This is a genomic window from Paenibacillus protaetiae, from assembly GCF_004135365.1.
In the GTDB taxonomy this organism is placed as follows: Bacteria; Bacillota; Bacilli; order Paenibacillales; family Paenibacillaceae; genus Paenibacillus_AP; species Paenibacillus_AP protaetiae.
This window is the reverse complement of record NZ_CP035492.1, coordinates 1,129,521-1,149,651: the sequence shown is the minus strand read 5'-3', so window position 1 is coordinate 1,149,651 and position 20,131 is coordinate 1,129,521. Positions and strand designations below refer to the sequence as shown.

At 46.5% G+C, this 20,131-nt stretch carries 20 protein-coding genes and 1 pseudogene; 11 read left to right on the top strand and 10 right to left on the bottom strand.

The window, feature by feature from the left end; all coding sequences use genetic code 11:
- The first annotated feature begins 3 nt into the window (after positions 1-3).
- From ET464_RS05130 to ET464_RS05120, 3 genes and pseudogenes are all read left to right on the top strand, one after another.
- Positions 4-558 (top strand): GNAT family N-acetyltransferase, encoded by a 555-nt coding sequence (locus ET464_RS05130; RefSeq protein WP_129438818.1) that lies wholly within the window; start codon positions 4-6, stop codon positions 556-558.
- A 112-nt stretch (positions 559-670) separates the two neighbouring features.
- A pseudogene (locus ET464_RS20820) lies at positions 671-1,488 on the top strand (SDR family oxidoreductase).
- 121 nt (positions 1,489-1,609) lie between these two features.
- Positions 1,610-2,191 (top strand): TetR/AcrR family transcriptional regulator, encoded by a 582-nt coding sequence (locus ET464_RS05120; protein ID WP_129438816.1) that lies wholly within the window; start codon positions 1,610-1,612, stop codon positions 2,189-2,191.
- A 48-nt stretch (positions 2,192-2,239) separates the two neighbouring features.
- Here ET464_RS05120 and ET464_RS05115 read toward each other — a convergent pair whose 3' ends face one another.
- On the bottom strand, positions 2,240-3,520 hold the full coding sequence (locus ET464_RS05115) for an acyltransferase (protein ID WP_244226675.1): 1,281 nt from the start codon (positions 3,518-3,520) through the stop codon (positions 2,240-2,242).
- A gap of 69 nt (positions 3,521-3,589) precedes the next feature.
- On the opposite strand from ET464_RS05115, the gene infC reads away from it, so the two are divergent.
- A complete protein-coding gene (gene infC, locus ET464_RS05110) occupies positions 3,590-4,081 on the top strand; it encodes a translation initiation factor IF-3 (protein ID WP_129438814.1) in 492 nt (163 codons plus the stop codon).
- A gap of 115 nt (positions 4,082-4,196) precedes the next feature.
- Here infC and ET464_RS05105 read toward each other — a convergent pair whose 3' ends face one another.
- Complete coding sequence (locus tag ET464_RS05105; protein ID WP_244226674.1) at positions 4,197-4,883, bottom strand: cupin domain-containing protein; 687 nt, start codon at positions 4,881-4,883, stop codon at positions 4,197-4,199.
- A gap of 182 nt (positions 4,884-5,065) precedes the next feature.
- Between ET464_RS05105 and ET464_RS05100 the strand changes: the two genes are divergently transcribed.
- Positions 5,066-5,686 (top strand): C40 family peptidase, encoded by a 621-nt coding sequence (locus ET464_RS05100; protein WP_244226673.1) that lies wholly within the window; start codon positions 5,066-5,068, stop codon positions 5,684-5,686.
- 61 nt (positions 5,687-5,747) lie between these two features.
- On the opposite strand, the gene ET464_RS05095 is transcribed toward ET464_RS05100, so the two are convergent.
- The 3 genes from ET464_RS05095 to ET464_RS05085 are packed head-to-tail and all read right to left on the bottom strand — an operon-like array spanning position 5,748 to position 9,487.
- Complete coding sequence (locus ET464_RS05095) at positions 5,748-6,917, bottom strand: Ger(x)C family spore germination protein (protein WP_129438810.1); 1,170 nt, start codon at positions 6,915-6,917, stop codon at positions 5,748-5,750.
- 4 nt (positions 6,918-6,921) lie between these two features.
- On the bottom strand, positions 6,922-8,379 hold the full coding sequence (locus tag ET464_RS05090; protein WP_244226672.1) for a spore germination protein: 1,458 nt from the start codon (positions 8,377-8,379) through the stop codon (positions 6,922-6,924).
- On the bottom strand, positions 8,327-9,487 hold the full coding sequence (locus tag ET464_RS05085; RefSeq protein WP_244226671.1) for a GerAB/ArcD/ProY family transporter: 1,161 nt from the start codon (positions 9,485-9,487) through the stop codon (positions 8,327-8,329). The genes ET464_RS05090 and ET464_RS05085 overlap by 53 nt, the downstream gene beginning before the upstream one ends.
- Before the next feature lie 169 nt (positions 9,488-9,656).
- Between ET464_RS05085 and ET464_RS05080 the strand changes: the two genes are divergently transcribed.
- The 3 genes from ET464_RS05080 to ET464_RS20685 are packed head-to-tail and all read left to right on the top strand — an operon-like array spanning position 9,657 to position 11,034.
- Positions 9,657-10,034: a MerR family transcriptional regulator gene (locus ET464_RS05080; protein WP_129438806.1), complete on the top strand. Its 378-nt coding sequence runs from the start codon at positions 9,657-9,659 to the stop codon at positions 10,032-10,034.
- A 2-nt stretch (positions 10,035-10,036) separates the two neighbouring features.
- Positions 10,037-10,801, top strand: coding sequence for an SDR family NAD(P)-dependent oxidoreductase (locus ET464_RS05075; protein WP_341869749.1), 765 nt, complete (start codon positions 10,037-10,039; stop codon positions 10,799-10,801).
- A complete protein-coding gene (locus ET464_RS20685; protein WP_341869748.1) occupies positions 10,765-11,034 on the top strand; it encodes an SDR family NAD(P)-dependent oxidoreductase in 270 nt (89 codons plus the stop codon). Before ET464_RS05075 ends, ET464_RS20685 begins: the two co-directional genes overlap by 37 nt.
- Before the next feature lie 933 nt (positions 11,035-11,967).
- On the opposite strand, the gene ET464_RS05065 is transcribed toward ET464_RS20685, so the two are convergent.
- Positions 11,968-12,330: a winged helix-turn-helix transcriptional regulator gene (locus ET464_RS05065; RefSeq protein WP_244226670.1), complete on the bottom strand. Its 363-nt coding sequence runs from the start codon at positions 12,328-12,330 to the stop codon at positions 11,968-11,970.
- A 163-nt stretch (positions 12,331-12,493) separates the two neighbouring features.
- On the opposite strand from ET464_RS05065, the gene ET464_RS05060 reads away from it, so the two are divergent.
- Positions 12,494-13,366: an NmrA/HSCARG family protein gene (locus ET464_RS05060; RefSeq protein WP_129438800.1), complete on the top strand. Its 873-nt coding sequence runs from the start codon at positions 12,494-12,496 to the stop codon at positions 13,364-13,366.
- A 133-nt stretch (positions 13,367-13,499) separates the two neighbouring features.
- On the opposite strand, the gene ET464_RS05055 is transcribed toward ET464_RS05060, so the two are convergent.
- Entirely contained in the window at positions 13,500-14,045 is a 546-nt protein-coding gene (locus tag ET464_RS05055; RefSeq protein WP_129438798.1) for a hypothetical protein, read from the bottom strand.
- Positions 14,046-14,299: 254 nt separating this feature from the next.
- Here ET464_RS05055 and ET464_RS05050 point away from each other — a divergent pair, with 254 nt between their 5' ends.
- Both ET464_RS05050 and ET464_RS05045 read left to right on the top strand, forming a co-directional pair.
- On the top strand, positions 14,300-14,635 hold the full coding sequence (locus ET464_RS05050; RefSeq protein ID WP_244226739.1) for a BlaI/MecI/CopY family transcriptional regulator: 336 nt from the start codon (positions 14,300-14,302) through the stop codon (positions 14,633-14,635).
- Positions 14,632-16,869, top strand: a complete 2,238-nt coding sequence (locus ET464_RS05045) for a M56 family metallopeptidase (RefSeq protein WP_129438796.1) — start codon at positions 14,632-14,634, stop codon at positions 16,867-16,869. The genes ET464_RS05050 and ET464_RS05045 overlap by 4 nt, the downstream gene beginning before the upstream one ends.
- A 91-nt stretch (positions 16,870-16,960) precedes the next feature.
- On the opposite strand, the gene ET464_RS05040 is transcribed toward ET464_RS05045, so the two are convergent.
- The 3 genes from ET464_RS05040 to ET464_RS05030 all read right to left on the bottom strand — a co-directional run bounded on the left by ET464_RS05040 (position 16,961) and on the right by ET464_RS05030 (position 19,985).
- On the bottom strand, positions 16,961-18,322 hold the full coding sequence (locus tag ET464_RS05040) for an FAD-binding oxidoreductase (RefSeq protein WP_244226669.1): 1,362 nt from the start codon (positions 18,320-18,322) through the stop codon (positions 16,961-16,963).
- Between the two features lie 156 nt (positions 18,323-18,478).
- Positions 18,479-18,976 (bottom strand): GNAT family N-acetyltransferase, encoded by a 498-nt coding sequence (locus ET464_RS05035; RefSeq protein ID WP_165279903.1) that lies wholly within the window; start codon positions 18,974-18,976, stop codon positions 18,479-18,481.
- A gap of 184 nt (positions 18,977-19,160) precedes the next feature.
- Positions 19,161-19,985 (bottom strand): collagen-like protein, encoded by an 825-nt coding sequence (locus ET464_RS05030; RefSeq protein ID WP_244226668.1) that lies wholly within the window; start codon positions 19,983-19,985, stop codon positions 19,161-19,163.
- Between the last annotated feature and the right edge of the window lie 146 nt (positions 19,986-20,131).

Genomic DNA, 20,131 nt, shown 5'->3' with positions numbered 1-20,131 from the left:
CAGATGAAACATATCCTTACAGACCAATGGGATGAAACATTATGGGCAAAAGCGAAACCGGTATATGAAGCCGCATTTCCCGAACATGGAAGGAAAAAGGATGCGATTGTAAAGCGCATGTTTGAACGCAAGCTTTGCGAACTGCATGTATGGCTGGACGATATCGGCAGCGAGGCGGCGGCAATGGCGTTAACGGCTGCGGACCCGAACGCGGGCGTGCTTGTGATCGACTATTTTGCCGTAAGGCGGGAAAACCGCGGCCAAGGGATCGGCATGGCTTGCATGGCGGATATGCGCAGGTGGGCGGAGCACGTGAAAAAGTGCCGCGGCATTGTGATTGAAGCGGAAGCGGATGATTCCGCTGACAACGCGAATCGCATGCGTTTCTGGGTAAAAGCCGGGTTTAAGCCCACGGATTATGTCCATGCTTATATTTGGGTGCCGGAGACGTACCGGGCGCTGGCTTTAAGTTTGGACGCATCAAATCCGCTGCCGGAGGACGGGGAGCAATTGTTTAAACCGATATTGCGTTATCATGAGAAAGCGTACCGCCGGTAAGCGCTGTTAATAAATTGAATTTGACAAAGGGATGACGGGTATCCCATAATTAGAATGAACGTTCGGTCGAAATGATGGGACGGAATATTTTATATCCACTGGAGGAATTCAAATGGCTCAAACGATATTTATTACCGGCACAAGCTCCGGATTAGGCAAACTGACGGCTATCCATTTTGCAAAAAAGGGATGGAACGTAGCGGCAACGATGCGCAAGCCCGAACTAGATACGGAGCTGGCGGCATATCCGAATATCCGTCTGTTCCAGCATGATGTAACGGATGTGAAGCAGACAGAAGCAGCTGTCCGCCAAGCGATTGAAGCATTCGGCAAAGTCGATGTCGTCGTGAATAATGCGGGCATGGGAACGTACGGACCGCTGGAGCTTGCGAAGGAGCATGACATTGATTGGCAGTTTGCGGTTAATACACGCGGCCCGATTAACGTTATCCGTAAATTTTTGCCGCATTTCCGGGAGAATGGCGGGGGATGTTCATCAATATCAGTTCCTTTATGGGCCTTACGACTGCACTGCCTCTTGGCTCGTTGTACAACATGTCCAAATTTGCGCTGGAAGGGCTGACCGAAGGGCTGTATTACGAACTGAAGCCGTTTAATATTGAACTGAGATTAGTTGAACAGGGCGGATCATCCGGTAATCAATTTGCCGATAAAGTGGTATGGAATACGGACGAGAAAATTAAAGTGTACGATGAGCTTATCGCCAAAGTGAAACACCGGATGAAATCTGCGGACCGGTCGGAGCTGGATGATCCCCAATTAATTGTTGAAGTTATTGACAAATTGGCGACCAGAGAAATCAACACGTTCCGTAATGTGGTCGGGGACGCCGGACACGCTTTAATGAAGATGCGGAATTCGATGCCGATCGAACAATATTTGGAGACGATTGCGAAAGCAAACCTGTAATCCGCCGGTTGAAGATATGTTGGATTGGTTTGACAAGGGCATACAGGTTTCCTACAATGGAATGAACATTCGATTTTTTCGCCGTTTTTGGAGCGATGATGTTCAGTTGGAGGTAAGCTATATGTTTGAAAAATATAACAAAGTACAGCAGGCGATTCTGCAAACGACCTTATCGCTGCTGATCGAAAAAGAGCTGCAGGCGACTTCCATGGCTTTGATCGCCAAAAAATCCGGCGTTTCAACCGGAAGCATTTATCATTACTTCGAAAGCAAAGAAGCGATCATTAATGAGCTGTATAAAGCCATCGTGACGTTTAACGGGGAAACGGTGCTGAACGGCTTTTACACTGACGAGCCGATCCGCACCCGGCTGGAGCGGGCTTGGGAGAATATGATCCGGCTTTCGCTCCGGTATCCGGAAGGCTTCCAGTTTATCGAGCAATATTCGTTCTCCCCGTATATTTATGACGAGTCGAAACGCGAAGCGTATGAAGGCGGCTGGTGCGGCCCGCTCGGCCAATTGTATGCGGAAGCAATCGAAGCCAAGCTGTTTATCGAGATGGATCCGCATCTATTGGTTCAAATGCATTACGGATCTTTCGTCTATGTAGTGAAAGGCCACCTCAACCGCCATTTAACATTAACGGATGATAGAATCAAGCAGCTTATCGAAGCCACCTGGAACAGCGCTGCTGTCCAATAATGACCTTCCATACGCCTCCGTCTTAGGGACGGGGGCGTATGGCTGCTTTTATCCGGTTCCGGTATAAAGCCCGCTCCCCGGTTCCGGCTCCAGCGCCGTACGGCGGCGCGGGGCTTGTCCGAACAGCACCCAGGCAAACGGAAGGAAACGCGTTGCCGATGCAACGATTAGCCAGGAGACGGCCAAAGCCGCAAGGAAACCGCCGGCGTACAGCGCATGGAACATCGTGCTGCCGCCATGCTGCGGCGCATAGTTCCAATAGATGGTAAGCACAATCGGATGAATCAAATATACGCCGAAAGAAACGGAGCCAAGCGAGGTGAAGCTGCGGGCAAGCAGCGGTCTTGTCCGGTACAGCCAGCTGGACAGTTGGAACAAGACGAGCGTGCAAGCAATCGTATGCACATTCCAAAGCAGTTCATACAGCAGCGAAGCGTAAACCGTACCATGCAGCCTTGCTTGATGCCATATATAAACATGTGCGAGACCGGCCGCAAGCCAAACGGCCCAAAGCAATATCCAGCCCGCGATTTGCAGCGGATGCGGCCGGGAGATCCGGAAGGACAGCCAGCCTTTCAGCTTTGGATAATAAATGCCGATGCAAGCGCCCAGCATAAAATAGGAGAAATAAGAAAGCGACCAGCTCCCTTTATTTTGCAGCGGATGCAGCCGGTTAAACCATACGAATGCCCACTCGACCGCAAAACCGATCGGCACTGCCCACGCTGCCAGTTTTTTGGCTTTCTGAAACAACAGCAGCACAAAAGGGAACAGCACATAAAATTGCACATTAATAAAAATAAAATAAAGATGGTAATAAGCTTTCCCTTGCAGCAGCTGCATAACGAGCGCATGCCATGTGTCCGGCCAGGAACGCGCGGCGTAGTAATGGACGTGCTGATAAGCGAAATAAAACAGCGAGAACAGTACATAAGGCAAAATAATATAAAGCAGCCGTTTCCGGTAAAATGAGCGGATTACCTCACGGGTAACCGGCCGGTTATAATAGTTGTAAAACAATACAAAACTGCTTAAAAAAATAAAAGTTGTCGTGCCGAACTTCATAAAAATGTTTAAGAAATTGTAAACCCAGTACAGCTGGCTCTGCGCCATATTGACGGTCGCCAGCGACGTTGCATGAACAGACAGCACGCCGATAATCGCGAACCCGCGCAAAACAGACAGCTCGGAAAGCCTTTCCGGTTTGGCATTCGCGGCAGGGAGCGCCGATTTCCGGTTTGTTTCGATCAGTGTATTCTCCTCCTTTTTACCAGCAAATGGTATTTGATCAGGGGTTAGTCCATAATTGTACAAGAACAAGTTGTGCAATACAACTTCTTTACAAAATATTAAAAAACCGATCGTAGTCGATGCGATCAAAGAGCCGGAGGGAATCAGATGTTAATGATGAATAATAAAATAAAAGCAAAAGAGGTGCAGCTTACCGGATTGGAAGGGGAAGACCTCGGCATTATGCCGACAGCGGATGCGCTTGCTATGGCCCAATCACACAAAGCGGATCTGGTTTGTACCTCGTTGTTCAGCAGCCCCCCGCCATGCAAGCTTGTCCTCCGCGGCATGGCGAAGCAAGAGGCTTCACAGCAGAAGCGGGAAGAGCGGCATCGGGCGGGAGACGTTAAAGTGAAGGAAATCCGCCTTACACCTTACATCGAAGAACATGACTATGATACCAAAAAGGCACAAATGCAAAAGCTGTTGCAGTCCGGCAATGCCGTACAGCCGGTTATCCGCCTTCAAGGGAAAAAGGAAGGGGAGCCTGCCCGCAAGCTGCTGGAACAGCTGGTTGCGGATTTGGCCCAAGCTGGCCGCAAGGAAACCGGCATCCAAATAAGCGGCAAGCAAGTTACAGTAAAGCTCTTGCCGCTTTGATTAAGCAAATGTGTGCAAAGCATCTAACTTCGTCAGCTTCGTCAGCAGAAAAAGAACAGCGAGCTAATCAAATCCCTTTTGATCAGCTCGCTGTTCTTTTGTCGTGCTGCTCCAGTTACCCGTTAAACCAGCCGAAACCAAGCTGGCCGGGAAATTCAGGCGTACGCTGCTGCCAGTTGGCTTGCGGAGTCGACCATATCGGCTGCTGCCATCCGTTTGCTGTATTAGGGAAAGCAGCATGATTTACAGCAGGTTCTGCCGCTGTTTTGCCTTTTCCTTCGCAGCCGGGAGGAGGCCCTAAAATAACCGATTCCTGAATGGGCGCAACTGCTTTGGCATAATCCGCTTCGTTGACGCAATAAGCCAAATGGACAATATGCTCCGGCAAAAACCGCAAAAAGTCCGATCCGTATACGATATCCGGCGTAGGTTCATCAAATATCGTAAGCAAATGGGTATGATCAGCCAGCGCTACGATCCAGTGAAACCAGCCTTTTGGAAAAATAGACGCCTGGCCGGGTTTCAGCCGGTAAGCCATCAGCTTTTGGGTAAAGGGGTTAAATACCGTCGTTACCGCTTCGCCATGCAGCAGAATGACCATTTCCGTCACATTCGTATGCCAATGCGGCTGTACAATAATATTTTTATTTAAATGCACATTAAAGAAGCCGTTCCGTATCGCGGGCAGCTGCTCGCCAAACAGCTGGGTGATATAGTTCATCGAATCGCGTTTATAAGCAACCGTGTCGTTGGAATCCCCGCTTAGCTTTAAATCGGGCGATTGCAATATCGGATCAATCACTGTTGTTCCTCCTTCGTAAGGATCATCGTTTATGCATTGTATGCCCAGTTCATCCGGATGGGTACTGACGGATTTCAGACGAATCGCATGATCGGCTGCATGAGACGAAAGCCGTTGGTTCATCCTAACAGCATGATGCAGGCGAGGATTCGGCTGCAAGTCCAACTTGAAGGAGCTTAACGATGCCAACGACTAAGATGCTGCTGCTTGCAGGTTTGCTGCTGACAGCCGGCTGTGCGTCCGATCAACCTGCACCTGATCATAATCAGCCGCCCGGGGCTGCCAGCGGCTATTCATCCAACAGCCTTTCGGTGCATCCCTACGAAGCGGATGGCGGCAATACGGTTACCCCTTTGCAATCGTCTCCGTATACGGATCCTGCTGTCAAAGCCGGGTTGAAATACATTGGAACGCCTTATGAATTTGGATCAAACCGCAGTACAACCGATACATTTGATTGCTCGGATTTTGTAAGGCAGGCATTTAAAGAAGGTTACGGCATTACTTTGCCTTCGGATTCAAGGGCGCAAGGCGAATATGTCCGGAAGCAGGGAGGCGCCACAACGAATCTGGATCAATTGAAGGAAGGCGATATCGTGTTTTTTATGGCGCATCACGGCGGCAAAAAAGAAGATTACGCCGGCCTCGATAAGGCCAAGCAGCCGATTACGCATGACGGCATTTATTTGGGCAACGGTAAAATGCTGGATACGTACTCGACCGCTTCCGGCGGCGTGCATATCGAAAATTTGCAGGGCACATTTTGGGAATACCGCTTTTTGTTTGGCGGTCCGGCCCATTAACAAAGCGCACAAGAGAAGAGGGAGAAGCTGCTTTGCTGCGGCTTCTCCCTCTTTCTCTTGCCTACTTGACTTGACGCTGAACATGGCCTTTATATTTGCCTACCGTTGTAATATGAACAGTGGCGATTACATGACGCAAGGAATCGGGCTGCAAGAAAAACGTCTCCCCGTTTGCGCTCAGTTTGTTGTATAACGATGGATTTTGGCGGTACAGCGCTTCGCCCAGCTGGAAGGGATCGCATTCCTTCGACAGCGCCTTCTTATACGTTTCTCTAATTTCCTTCTCAATCGCCTGCGCCGCTTCCTTCTCCAGCTGGCCAAACGGCACATCCTCAACCAACTCGGTTAAAGTGCTCTTCACATCTAAATGGATGTCGAATTGCACATCACTGCCTTTTACGATCGGTTTTATTTTCGAACGCGGATTAACAACGGTCAATACAGCTTTGTATTGGCCTTCTGCGGGTACTTGAAGCGGGGTTTGCTCCAAGTGGCGGTTCATCCAGCGTATTCCTTTCAAATCGCCCAGGCTCATCCAGTTTTTATACTTGGTTTTGGTGAAAAAATATGCGCCTGAAATTTGAAACATGTCTTTCGATTTCTTATCTTCGCTCCAATTCTCGGGCGAGAGCGAAATGGACGGCAAGTAACCGGGATTTCCGGTTTCATTCATATTCGAAATGCCGCGATGCCCTTTGAGCGGCAGCAAATATGTTTTTTGGCTGCCGAGCTGTGCGCCTGTAAACAAAATCGTATCGAGTGGTGATAAGTTAAACAACGACGTTTGCGTCAGCAGTTTCGGAATGTCTTCTTTTGTGCCGTAAACCAAAATATTGTAACGGACATCTCGGCCCCGGTTCAACGTACTATAGATATCCCTCAGGCCATGTTTGATCATATTTTCTGTCACGACGATGACTTTAAGATGTCCCCAGAACAACGGAATTTGCGAAGTTGTGGTGATATCCGCCAGTGATCCGGATACGGTTTCTCCGTCGGCGGCGCCAATCCAGATCGGAATTTTTTTGCCGAGCTCCACGTTTTCGGATTTGGCGATATTCGTAAAGTTCAGCACCTGAACGTAAGACATATATTTGCCGTTCACATAATCCATCCCAAGCGCGGTCACATAAGCCAAGTTTTGAATGTCGCGCGAGTTCCCGCATCCGGGCAGCAGGAGCAGCGAAGCCAATATGAAGCATATCCCGATATTCCGAAGGCGAACCGTCATGCTTTCAACTCCTTAACCGGTCTTTATCCTGAGGCATCATGCCGCTTGGCCTTTTTTTCATCATAAACCACGGCAACCGCATGAATGAAGCTATCGCATCCTTGAACCGGAATGGGGATAACGGAGCAAGATAGCTGACGCCAAACGATTTTTGGCTGGCCAAATAGGAAATAAACAGCACAATTCCTAAGATGACGCCGTATAGTCCGAGGTAACAGCCTAATATAAAAAAGAATAAACGCATAATGCTCACCACCGAGCTTAACGACTGGTTTACCAGCGTTACGCCGGATACCGCCGTAATTGCGCCGATAACGACGACAGACGGCGATACCAGCCCGGCGCGAATGGCCGCGTCGCCAATAATAAGGCCGCCGATAGAGGTTAGCGTTTGCCCGATGGCGTTAGGCAGCCGTATGCCTGCTTCGCGGAAAATCTCAAGCAGCATGAGCAAAATAAACATTTCGATTTGTGAGGAGAAGGGAAGACCCAGCCTCGAAATCGCAACGGTCGCCATAATGCGGAACGGAATCTGGTCCTGATGGAAAGCCATCAGCGCGACCCAGATGCCCGGCAAAAAGATGGCGAAAAACAAGCTGATCCCGCGAATGAGGCGGGCGAATGTTACATACGAGTAGTTGAAATGAATGTCTTCCGGCGATTTCAATATAAGCGTAAGCCCGGCAGGCCCAATGACTACCATCGGATTGCCGTCCAACACAATAATAAACCGGCCGGAGAGCAGCGCATTTACAGCAAAATCCGGCCTGCCGGTATACTCCAGCAGCGGTAAAATTTTAATTTTGGAACCAGTCAGCACTTCGTCAAGCTGATCAATCGTATAGATGCCGTCACGGTCGATCGAGTTGAGTTTTTTCGTGACTTCATCCAATATTTTAGGATTGATCACATCCGCTAAATACAACAGTGACAATGTAGTTTGTGTCCTTGTGCCGATTGTAAACGCTTTGACATGAAGCGAATTGGTACGCATCCGTTTCCGGATGATCGCAACGTTCGTAACCGCATCCTCGATAAAGCCGTCCTTTGGCCCGCGGATTGAGATTTCTGTAGCGGATTCCGACGGAGACCGCTGTGGACGTTTGTTGATGCTCATATGGTAAAGCGCTTTTTCTTTGACGAAAAAAAGTATCAAATCGCCGGCAAACAAAAACTGGTCGACAGCGCCCATAGAGTTCTCTTCAAACGGAGCAAGCGTCAGCATGGTCACAAGCGAATTAAACGACAGCTTATCACCTGCGTTCTGCTCGAAATGAAGGGCAAGCTCCGGCTGAACCACTTTACGGATTTCGTTAGAGTCGCATAACCCGTTAGCATAAAACAACACGACGGCATCCTCGCCGTTTGTTCCATAACGGCATGTTTCGATAATGACATCGGAAGATTCTTTATAGGTTTCCCTTATCAGCTGCTCCGACCATACTATTTTGTCGTTGGCCATTGTTGTTATCATCCTTTCGTAATGGCTTGGTGAATAGCGCGATCCCCATCCACACGAGCGACATTCCAAATAAGAGCACAAAAGATACGGGCATATAGAAATGCAGCATCCATAGATAAAACTTATAATCGTTAATCGGAAGCATGGAGGTGACGATGTAGCTCACCATAATAAGGGCGATGCCCCATAGACGGTAATTTTTTTTGGTGAGCGGCAAAATATCGACAATTAAATAAGCGGCAACGCTTATCCGTACACAAGCGCCCGAGAGCCACTGGAAGATGGAGAAGAAATCGACATGCTCGATATATTGCCCGATTCGGACAAGACGCCACTGCTCGTAAGGCGAAATCATTTGCTCGGAAGCCTCAACCGGGCCAAATTCCATAATGGCTCCCGTAATTGGACCAAGCATGATGACGATTGTAAATAAGGCGAAAATCAGCATTTGCCACACCTTTAGCTTAGACGAGACGCGGTGCTGCAGCAGTACGACCAATATAATTTCGACGTATCCCCCGGCAGCATACAGAATGCCGTCAGCAACAGGTCCCCAGCCGTGCTCGAGTATCGGCTTCAATAACCGGTGATCCTTCTCCGGCGTGTTAAAGGTGCTGACGAATATGCCGAGCATCGTAACGATTGGCAGCAAAATTCCCCCGGATATCGCAATTACCCGTATTCCCCAAAAAGCAAGCACAAAACAGATGGCAATAAGCGCAATCGATAAGGCGAATCCGGATGTTGCAGGCAAATAGTTGGTTATGTTCCATTTCACTGTATTTATGACCGTCGTACCGCCGATGCAGTACAAAATGGCACATAACGGTACGATGAATATCCATGACACCACAGGATGCGTAGTAGTAGACAACCATTCTTGCCATTTGCGCTGCCCGGTTCTTCGCATAAACCATACGATTAAAAAAGACCACAGGACAAAGAAAAAGCCTGTAACCAATACGGCGATCCATGCATCGCGTCCGGAAGCATCTAGCAGCATCGGGTTAATAATGACATGGTCAAACAGCCCGTTCATCAGGGCGAAAATCATAAATAGCTGTAAAACATTAATTTTTCCTTTGGATTCCCCAAGATGTATAGACACAGGGCAAAGCTCCTTTGTTGGATACTTTTGTATATCATTCCATTCCTTACATCGAATTATTCGTCTGAGGCGGGAAAAACAATAGCTTGACTTGGAGCGCGCTCCAAGGGTTACCCTCTAGTTATCCGGATTTTATAAGACCGCATTTTAAAGAAAAGGAGACCTCATCATGTCGCGACTGTATACCATCTCCGAAGCTGCGCAGCTGACAGGCGTATCGGCCGATACGCTTCGTTATTATGAAAAGATAGGACTGCTTGATTCTCCGCAGCGCGGAGCGGGAGCAGCACGGATGTACTCGGAGCCGGACATCCGGAGCATTCAATTTCTAATATTGCTTCGCAATACGAGAATGCCCCTTAAGCAAATGGAAGCATATGTGCAAAAATATGCGCACAAAGACCATGAAGGCTGTTATCAGCTGCTTGATGAGCATCGCATACGAATCGAGCAGCAGCTGGAAGAGTTGAATGAGACGCTTCGGATCGTCCGGTACAAGCTGGAGCACTACCAGGAGATTAAAGATGGAAAACGAAAGGACTATTGAAAATGACGAACTCCTATACGACAACAACACCGCAAGCCGCTCTTTTGACCGGGTTTGGGCCGCGAACTACCGCAGAAGAGGTGATGCGAGGAATTGACTTGACAGGCAAGACAGCAATCGTTACCGGAGGACATTCCGGGCTTGGTCTGGAAACTTCACGTGTGCTGGCAGCCGCCGGAGCCAAGGTGATTATTCCCGTTAGAAATCGAGAGAAAGCGGCAGCCGCTGTATCTGCTATCCCCGGAGCTGAGTTGGAGCTTCTGGATCTTGCCGATCCGAACTCCATCGACGCGTTCGCCGAACGTATTATTCGCTCCGGCCAACCGGTTCATATGCTCATTCATAATGCAGGCATTATGGCCATTCCGCAGCTGTTGAGGGACGCAAGAGGGTATGAGCTGCATTTTTCAACCAATTATTTGGGGCCGTTTCAGTTAACCGCCCGGTTATGGCCGGCGCTAAAGAAAGCGCACGGAGCAAGAGTGGTTATCGTGTCTTCGCGCGCCTACCGCTTGAGCGCGGTTCAATTTGGCGATATTCATTACGAGCGGAGGGAATATGAGAAGTGGGCCGCTTACGGCCAGTCCAAAACAGCGGACATCCTATTTGCCGTTGAGCTTGACCGGCTCGGCCGAAAGTATGGCGTACGTGCATTTGCCGTTCATCCCGGATCTATCGTAACCGGATTATCGCAATATTTATCCGATGAAGAAATGAAAGGGATGGGGCATTGGATGAAAGCGGCGCAAGAAGATATACCGTACTGAACGATGAGCGTAAAACGGTGCAGGAAGGCGCGGCGACAACCGTATGGTGCGCAGCCGGTGTGCAGCTGGAAGGGATGGGAGGCGTCTACTGCGAAAATGTTGATATTGCGGAACTGGCAGATCCGTCAGCCGCAACAGCGACCGGCGTATTCCCATGGGCAGTAGATCCTGAAGCAGCCAGGCTGCTGTGGAAGACCGGGGAGCAGTTGACGGGGATTCCGTTTGAATGGTAATGGCAAGGGACTTATAGCTGAGGCAGGCAAGCGCAACATCCGCTTGCTGTAGCTGTATGAACAAGCACAGCATGGTTTTAGCATACATACTTTTTCACAAAACTCGTATTTTATACAAATGTATGATAATCGACTTAAGCCTTATATGGCGACGTTATTAAATTCGTATGGCGACGTTATTAAATTCGTATACCTTACCTGGTATCCATGCGAAGGATTTTTTCCTCATCTTGTTATATTCTGTGACACCCTTTTTAAGCTCATCAGATGATTTATAAATGAATATATAAATCCACTCATCACCTAGCTTATAGCCAAACGATTCGGCGCCATTAAATGTAATTGGCATTTGTCGATGGTCAACTAGATGATAGCCTTGTTGGTCAAAGGCATTAATTACGTCTTTTTGGGTGAGTAACTCATCCGTATTTATTTGGCAACCTGACACCATTAATGTAATAACTATAATTGCAATCTGTACAATAATGCGAAAATAAAGCCTTGCCATGTCGCCGACTTAAAAAAGTTATTGCTCACTACCAGCTTCCTTTACACCAAAATTTTTGCGCCAGTTATTATACGGAGAACCTAACAAAGGATTCTCTATTACGTACTCCTACCTGTTACTTAAGAAGCTGCCGGCCACTACCAGCAGCCTCTTTCTGGATATTCAACTATCGTCTCCCGTTTGGCGTAATGATATAACGGGATTTCAGGAACTCTGTGTTGGTCCTCTTTTAATTCTATCATCAATTGACCATTAGCAATATGTACAAGTGTAAAATGGATTTTGAAATTAAAAAAATAGCGCCAGTAGGCGCGTTCGTACACGCTTGCCGATAAACGCCGGCAGCTATTGTCTCCCGTCAGTGACCTTGGCTCCAAGGGACTCGCTGATGAAGCGGACGGGAACAGCCTGCTCCCTGTGTATGTTCAGTTATCGTTTCCCGTTTGTTCAATTACTTGCGCTTCAGAATCAAGCATCCATTTTTCTCCCCACTCGCGCATTTGAAGCAGTATTTTTCTATATTCCCTGCCTTTTTCCGTAAGCGAATATTCCACGCTTGCAGGTATTGTAGGGTACACTTCGCGATGAACGATTTGCAATTTTTCCAAATGCCGCAAAATATCGATTAAAGATTTTACACTTATATCGCCAACATTTCGTCTCAGTTCATTGAAACGTTGGCGGTTGTAATAGAGTTGAGTAATGACCTGGAATGCCCATTTATTATGAATCACCTGTAATGCCTCATTAACCGCGACAAAACATTTTTGCTCATCATGTCCCCTCAAGTCATCACACTCTTTCATAATAAAGTTAATTACATTATGTTAGTAGAACTAAAAAAAGTGCCTCCTTAAAAAATTATAATGCATGAATTACAATTTCAACAGGGCTGATTAAATGCTATGTTGCTTTACTCACGCCCAAACCAATTCATTTAGGAGGAAGTTTATGTCTGGTTTAAATAGGAGTATTTTAGTGATTGGAGCTACTGGTCAACAAGGTCGTGCAGCTACGAGACAGTTGCTTGCAGACGGCTGGCAAGTGCGAGCATTAACCCGGGACCCCTCCAGTCCAGCAGCCCAAATCATAGCTCAAGCTGGAGCGCAACTTTTCCAGGGGGATATGGAGAATCGCAATTCTTTAGATGAAGCTATGCAAGGAGTGTACGGAGTTTTCAGTGTGCTGCCTCCTGAATGGAATCCGAACGATGCAGCTACCGAAAAAGAAATACGAATGGGTAAAAATGTTGCCGATGCAGCGAAAGCTGCAGTAGTTCGCCACTTCATTTTTTCATCGGTTAGCGGTGCAGACAAACAGGCTCGCTTTCGTTATTTAGCCAAGTGGGAAATCGAAAAATATATAAAAAATTTGGGTCTGCCTGCAACAATATTGAGACCGTCCGGTTTCATGGAAAGTTACGCCAATCCATTGTTTGGAATTCAAAATGGTACGTTAACAGAAGCGACTAAACCGGATGTTCCTGTCAAACTTATTGCTGTTGAAGACATTGGCGTTTTCGTAAAAATTTTCTTCGGGCATCCGGATGAATTTTTGGGAAAGACTATCGAAGTTGCCGGTGACGCACTGACTCCACCCAATATCGCCGCAGCAATTGCTAAGGCAACCGGTCGACCTATTAGCTATGTTCATCTTCCAATTGAGACTGTTCGGAATAATAATGCAACATTAGCCGATTTATACGAATGGTTAAATGGTGAAGGATACGAAGTGGATTTTAACCTACTGCGTAATTGGCACCCAGAAGTTATGAATTTTGAGGATTGGTTAGAAAAGCAAGGAAAGGCTTTATTCCAGAAGTAATGATCGCCCCGCTAGTCTGCCCTTTCGTATTATAAGGTCAGCCAGTTTTTACTGGTTGACCTCTTTCTGCTTTAAGAGGTTTATTAAGGGTAGCCCGGGGAATGTCTCCCGTTGGCGTAATAAACGGATTCAATTACTTTTCTAATTTAAATCCATCGATTAGATCGCTAACTTCGTTTAATGTTTTATACTGCTCGCTTAAACTTTTGCCTTTAATTTTATGCTGCATATCCAGTGTATTAACGACTTGCGAAACATAAGAGATATATTGTTTCAATTTCTGATCCATTTCTTCGTTGAATTCACCTGTTACACGATTATCTAAAGAATAGACAACAGGAGACGAAGATTTCGGATTGTTGAAAATATTTATATTTTCAGGGAAATGCACTTTCTCTCCAACAGAATTATAGTTTTTGGTTAGATTAAAGTTATGATAGATGTTCGCATACGCTCCGATTAGCGAATTAATATAATCGACTTTGTTATCTTCATGGTTAAGTGCCGTTTCTAAATCTAGTAGCACTTCATTTTGCTGTAAAGCATATTGAAGGATCGCCCGTTTTTTCATATCGGTATTTTCTTGATACAAGTGATACAAGAAAAATAAGCACACAATGAAAATTACATTTAAACCAAATGAAACTGAAATGATGAGTTTCCTTTTACTGATCGACATAAGAATGCCCCCCTCTCTTCATACTACCATATGTTGGGGGTATACTGCTCATTAGTTAAACAAACCCGTCAAACATGCTTATTTGCCCCGCCCTGCGTAACCATACGCTTCACTGAAGGGAACAGTTTACGCTTGACTCACTGCGTTTACAAGTGTAAACTACAAATTACGTTTACGCTTGTAAACAAAACGAATAGAAAAAGGTGAAAAAGTTGAGCAACTCTCCCCACATAACCGAAGCCGAATGCGAAGTGATGAAGCTGCTATGGCAGAAGGAACCTTTGTCTGCTAATGAGATTATTTCGAAGTTGTCGGAACAGATGAGCTGGACGGATCAGACGATCAAAACCTTCCTTAACCGCCTGCACAAGAAGAATGCGATCCGTTTCGAAAAGGCCGGCAGGAATTATCTCTATTATTCGTTGGTTTCACAAGAAGAATACTTACGGACCGAGAACCGATCCTTTCTAGACAGAGTTTATAACGGGGCCGTAGGCATGCTTTTTACGAAATTTCTTGAGGAAGAAACACTCTCGGAGCAAGATATCGAGGAGCTGCAGCAACTGCTGGAAAAGAAGAAGAAATCATGATATTCATGAAAACGATGTTCTCCCTTATCTTGCATGCATCGTTGGCGTCGGCGGTAATCATTTTGCTGCTGCTCTGTGTTCGGAAGTTGTTTCATCTGCGGCTTACACCTAGATTATTTCATGCCTTGTGGTTCCTTGTATTAATTAAACTGCTTGTACCTGTTGGTCCATCGAGTTCTATCAGTTTGTTTAATCTGGTGCCGGAAACGATAGCAGATAATTGGGCAACCAATTATAGCCATCTTGCTTATAATTTCGGTTCCATGAAGCAAGGAGAGGATAACGACTCCCTCCTCTCTTTCCCTTTCGAATCCGGCTACGAAACGAATGTAACCTTACAACAAGGCGCGGAAGAAAGCCCGCCTCCCGATTTATCCACATCTCGGTCTGAAGTTCCTGTTTCGGTTCATTCAGCTCATCTCGCTCATACCGGCGAGGTAAAACAGGGTTGGACAGTTGTACTGGCAATCGGCTTATTTATCTGGCTTGGGGGGTTAGTAATACTTGCTATTTACTACTTGATTGTGACACTAAGGTTCAGAAAACAAGTCAGCTTCTCCCGCCTGATCAACAGCGAAGAGGTACTTTCTGTTCATCAAGCGTGCAGTGAAAAACTGGGTATTAGACAAACCATTCCTGTTTATGAGACAAGTTGTTTACGCAGCCCTTGCATCTACGGAATGACAAAGCCGAAAATTTATTTGCCGGAGGATATGGTTATAATTGCTGATTCCCTGCAGTTGACCCATATTCTTATGCACGAGCTGGCGCATTATAAGCGCAAAGATTTATGGTTCAATTCCTTTTGGACGTTAGCAGTATGGCTGCATTGGTTTAATCCTTTGGTTTGGCTGGCCCGGCGAAAAATGGCTTCCGATAGGGAAATCGCCTGCGATGCGGTTGTGCTTGAGGTATTGGGAGAGCGGGAAGCTTCGTCGTACGGCATGACGCTTCTTATGCTGTCGCGTTTATTTTCCCGAAGCTCATCTCCACGGGTTAATCTATCCTATTTCTTCAACAACAAGAATGAGATGAAACGGAGAGTTACCATGATAGCGAAGTTTAAACAAGGTTCATACAGGTTGTCTGCGATAGCGATTTTATTGATTCTAGTCTTAGGCGCAGTTGTGCTCACCAACGGGAATGTTGAATCGAATGCTCCCCAAGCAGCGGGTTCCAAGCAGACGAATACGGTTTCCTCCTTTCAGATCGACAGGTTGATTCCCTCGTCCAAATGGTTTAATAATCTGGACCGGGCACTCGATTTTTCAACGTTTGACTTTAAAGTGCCTGACTATCTGCCCGAAGGATATCACCTAAAAAACGTGGAATTGAATGAAAATTTCAGCAAGCGGAATAAAGCAGACTTGATTGAATTCGTAACAATCAATTTTGTATCGGACTTTGGCCAAGCAGATGAGCGAAATATCGTGGTGTATGCTTCCAAAGGCAAAGGCACTTTACTGGAGCATAATCTACTATGGGGTGCTTCTTATTCCCAAGAGCCGGATCATGCGCCGTCCTACAAGCAGGAAGACCTGATCGTAGGCGATGTTAATGGCGTTATGTACACGGATAAAATGCCCAGGTATAAGCAAAAACCTGCTACGGCCAAAAGTTTCGTATGGCAGGATAACGATGTAACGTATTCGATTAATTACTTTAGCGACGATCTTTCGCAAGGCGAACTGGCGCCAATCGTGCGGTCATATGCCTTGCCGGACCAAGTTCAACATGTAGACTATAAGGGCGAAGGCAATTCTTTCCCTTTATATGACGAGACGGATTTGCGAGCGGCGAAGACAATTCTTGGATTTCCCGTGAAGTTCCCGTTCGACATCCCAGATTATGGTCTTAAACTTTTTGATTCGCTTATGCTGCAAGCCGGCGATCAGAACACCGAATTCCCCATTAGACCGGACTCGGACACCTTATGGAGCTCTTACCGCGTTCCTTATGATTCCGCTGTTTATGAAGTGAATGACTATGTTAGCTTATACCAGAGCAAAGCACCTGTCGTGGATACGAAGAAGTTGTCGCTCCTACGCAAACTTGAGATCAATGGTATCGAAATTTTCGCATATGCTGATAACGATCATATTTATTCGGAGCCTATTCATTCTGATACCAATAAATTGAAGTTCAAAACCCAAACGTACTACTTATGGCAGCAAGACGGCATTTATTACACGGCCTTTTTCCTTGGGTGGACAAACACCAGGAAGATAACCTGAAAGCCTTAGTGCTTGCTCCTGCCCAATGACCGGGAAATGAGGCTAGGACAATCCCGATGATCAACAGTTGATCATCGGGATTGGATTCGTTTTATCTCTTTTTCGTATGAAGTGGTTTAATACTTTGCGGGTTGTTGAAAACATTCTGAGGATCGTATTTCGTTTTGACTCTCCGAAGTCTCGCGTAGTTCTTGCCATAATAAACCGGACCGGAGCATTTTATTCCTTGGTCCGGTACGTTGATATACGACCCTACAATATAAGGTTGCAGCTTCTTCCTAGTGTTCCGGGCCAGCGCAATGTTTCTAGCTGCATGAGACGGTTTAACCCATGAACTGTTCCACTCTACGTAATATTGCGGTTTGCGCCAATAAAAAGCAGTGTCTCTAGGTCCAAGTCGCCTGATTGCGCCGCCCCAATTAAGGAAGAAGAAGCCTGCAGGGGTACCTCCCTCCGATTTCTCCAAAAACTCCCGCATATACTTAAATGCTTTGTCCGGGAACGGTTTATTACCAAAACCGCTGGAAAACTGGTTGCTGAATTTTTGAGTAAGAACCGGATCGGGGGCTAGCATAAATTTGGTAGCTTCCAAATACGGAAGGTTGCGTATGACTTTGGTGGTTATCGTTCCGACGCTCGTAATCGGTTCTAACAAACGGAGAGCTTCTGTTTTGGAACCGAGATAGATGCCTAACATGCTCACATTTCCGCCTTTTTTAGGACCGACCGACAGTTCGCTGCCCAGTTTGGTGCTGGTGAAAGGAGCCCATCGCTGCCATGCTTTCACGACCTCTTCGAATTGGTTCCATGGCCAAGTGAACTGAAATACGGTAGCATTAGCCGGAGAGCGCCTTACTTTGAATTTATATTTGGTATACACGCCAAAGTTACCGCCACCGCCGCCGCGTGATGCCCACAGCAGATCGGAATGGTTCTTTTTGTTCGCTTTAAGGATTCTGCCTTTTGCATCTACCATCTCAAGACCAATCAAATTATCACTGATAAGACCAATTGTTCGTTGGAGAGGTCCAATTCCGCCTCCAGGCGTGATGCCGCCGATGCCGACCGAAGGACTGTCGCCAAATCCAGCCATATAGCCTTGCCGGGCAAGGGTATCGACGATTTTCCCAACGCGGTTCCCTGTTCCAACAACAACCGTACCACCTTTTTTATTCAGCTTAATGGTTTTGAGACCGCTTACATCAATAACTATTCCGCCGTTGACTTGCGACAGATCCTTCTCAAGGGCATGCCTTCCGCTTCTGGCGCGAATGGGTACCTTATTTTCTCTTGCCCATCTTATGGCGTTTGCAACATCCTTCGTCTTCTGAGCAAAGACAAACACTTTGGGGTATCTGTCTGTATGAGGATCCCAGTTTTTACGTGCCGCTTCATATCCTGGGTCGCCTTTAAAGATTACTCGTCCCGTGAGCTCTGTGGTTGATGCCACCATTCCATCTCCCTTGTCTAAAAGAGTAAATGAATGCAAAGCAATAAAATGAGGTCATTAACCATATAACGTATGAGGATAAACCAGGTTAGGTATAGGCTGGTGTTACTGGTTGAAAATTAAAAAAGCCGCTATCTTCGGATAGCGGCTTCTCATTTCTTAACTTCCTATGTATTTGGTACGGCCGGAAAACTCTTGTGCAGGCCCTTTATTATCAGTTCGCCTAATATCAACGTAATTATTTTGCGTATAATCCTTTATTACTTTTCTCCAAAAAAGTTGCGCAGGCTTATTCCAATCAAATTCGCTCACTCTCCAGTTCCCTGCGTACAAATCAAACGTCCTAATTGCTGCTGTCGTGCCTATGTTATTTCTTCTAAACTTCCTCAAAATAAAAAAATGATTCAGATAATATACGTCTTCTTCTGTTAAATGTTTAATGATAACAAACCCGGCTAATTCCATATCTGCCCGAATAAAATAGGGTTCATAGTTCGGATCATCGACCCAAGCGCTAAGATTAAGGTTCGTAATGTACGATCCTTTTTCGTCAATCTTAGAGCCGCTTAGCTCTGACAGATCATAAGCAGCCAATTCAACGAGTCGTTTTAAGGTGCTAATTTTGTCTTCGGTAATCTTTTCTAACTGTACGTTCAATTTGTCACTCTCCTTATCCCGTGGCAGAATGTCTCTTAAAGGTTCCATATGGAGGTATTCGATATGTTTATATGAAGTCCTTTTAATTTTTTAAGGACGTATAACTATCCCGGCAGTACCATTTATCAAACAGGGATATTCTCTATGACTGATTGTTAGAGAATATCCCTGATTAACTTTTCCTCTATGCAATCTTCATAATAACAAGATGTGCAGAATCCGGCCTTGTTCCTCCAGCTAATGGAGTGATAGTAAGTGCCGTGGAGTTACCGGCAGGGTTTCGTACTGTGAGTACTGAATGAATGACGGTTGTTTGCACAAGGGCCGTCCCTACTATTTGAGAAGTCCCTGTTGCACGTCCAACTACCGTATAGGATAGGTCAGAGCCATTTAGTGTTAAAATTAATTGACCGGCTTCATTTGCATTGACCTGAAATAAAACTTGATAAGTGCCAATTTCAGCCAAGTCAAATGAACTTGCATTTATACGGGTAATTGCAGTTCCACTAACCGGACCGTCTTGCGGAAAACTTACGTCCGTGCCAGGAGCAACAGTTACACTATTATCAGGAGGCATCAGGGCAAAAAAATCTGCAAAACCTAATACTCCGCCTGCCGGTCCTATCGGCCCTGTCGGTCCTGCTGGTCCCGTCAATCCAGCTGCACCAAGTGCTCCTGCAAGTCCTGCTAATCCTTGAGGTCCAAGTGCTCCAATCGCACCTGCAAGCCCTGCTGCTCCTTGGGGACCAAGCGCACCTGCAAGCCCTTGAGGTCCAAGCGCTCCAATCGCACCGGCAATTCCGGCAGCTCCTTGGGGACCAAGCGCTCCTGCAATTCCTTGAGGTCCAAGTGCTCCAATCGCACCTACAAGTCCTGCAAGCCCTTGAGGTCCAAGTGCTCCTGCAATTCCTTGAGGCCCAAGCGCCCCAATCGCACCAGCAATTCCGGCAGCTCCTTGGGGACCAAGTGCTCCTGCAAGTCCCTGCGGTCCGGCATCTGCAATAGCCACCGCAAGTCTTTGGAGTAATTGCTGTCCTTTAAGGGGGCGACACTTTTTTAAAATGACTATTTTCTTAATAACTCGTTGGCGGCGTTTCTTTTTTTTCTATTTGGATGACACACAGTAATAGTTTTTCTTTTGCATCGTTTTTTTAT

What these genes read in the sequence shown, in the direction of transcription:
- ET464_RS05050 (WP_244226739.1), top strand. Translation starts at nt 14,300, where the DNA reads ATGAAGCTGCTATGGCAGAAGGAACCTTTGTCTGCTAATGAGATTATT.
- ET464_RS05095 (WP_129438810.1), bottom strand. Translation starts at nt 6,917, where the DNA reads ATGACGGTTCGCCTTCGGAATATCGGGATATGCTTCATATTGGCTTCG.
- ET464_RS05100 (WP_244226673.1), top strand. Translation starts at nt 5,066, where the DNA reads ATGCCAACGACTAAGATGCTGCTGCTTGCAGGTTTGCTGCTGACAGCC.
- ET464_RS05080 (WP_129438806.1), top strand. Translation starts at nt 9,657, where the DNA reads ATGTCGCGACTGTATACCATCTCCGAAGCTGCGCAGCTGACAGGCGTA.
- ET464_RS05040 (WP_244226669.1), bottom strand. Translation starts at nt 18,322, where the DNA reads ATGGTGGCATCAACCACAGAGCTCACGGGACGAGTAATCTTTAAAGGC.
- ET464_RS05120 (WP_129438816.1), top strand. Translation starts at nt 1,610, where the DNA reads ATGTTTGAAAAATATAACAAAGTACAGCAGGCGATTCTGCAAACGACC.
- ET464_RS05090 (WP_244226672.1), bottom strand. Translation starts at nt 8,379, where the DNA reads ATGGCCAACGACAAAATAGTATGGTCGGAGCAGCTGATAAGGGAAACC.
- ET464_RS05045 (WP_129438796.1), top strand. Translation starts at nt 14,632, where the DNA reads ATGATATTCATGAAAACGATGTTCTCCCTTATCTTGCATGCATCGTTG.
- ET464_RS05055 (WP_129438798.1), bottom strand. Translation starts at nt 14,045, where the DNA reads ATGTCGATCAGTAAAAGGAAACTCATCATTTCAGTTTCATTTGGTTTA.
- ET464_RS05060 (WP_129438800.1), top strand. Translation starts at nt 12,494, where the DNA reads ATGTCTGGTTTAAATAGGAGTATTTTAGTGATTGGAGCTACTGGTCAA.
- infC (WP_129438814.1), top strand. Translation starts at nt 3,590, where the DNA reads ATGTTAATGATGAATAATAAAATAAAAGCAAAAGAGGTGCAGCTTACC.
- ET464_RS05075 (WP_341869749.1), top strand. Translation starts at nt 10,037, where the DNA reads ATGACGAACTCCTATACGACAACAACACCGCAAGCCGCTCTTTTGACC.
- ET464_RS05130 (WP_129438818.1), top strand. Translation starts at nt 4, where the DNA reads ATGAAACATATCCTTACAGACCAATGGGATGAAACATTATGGGCAAAA.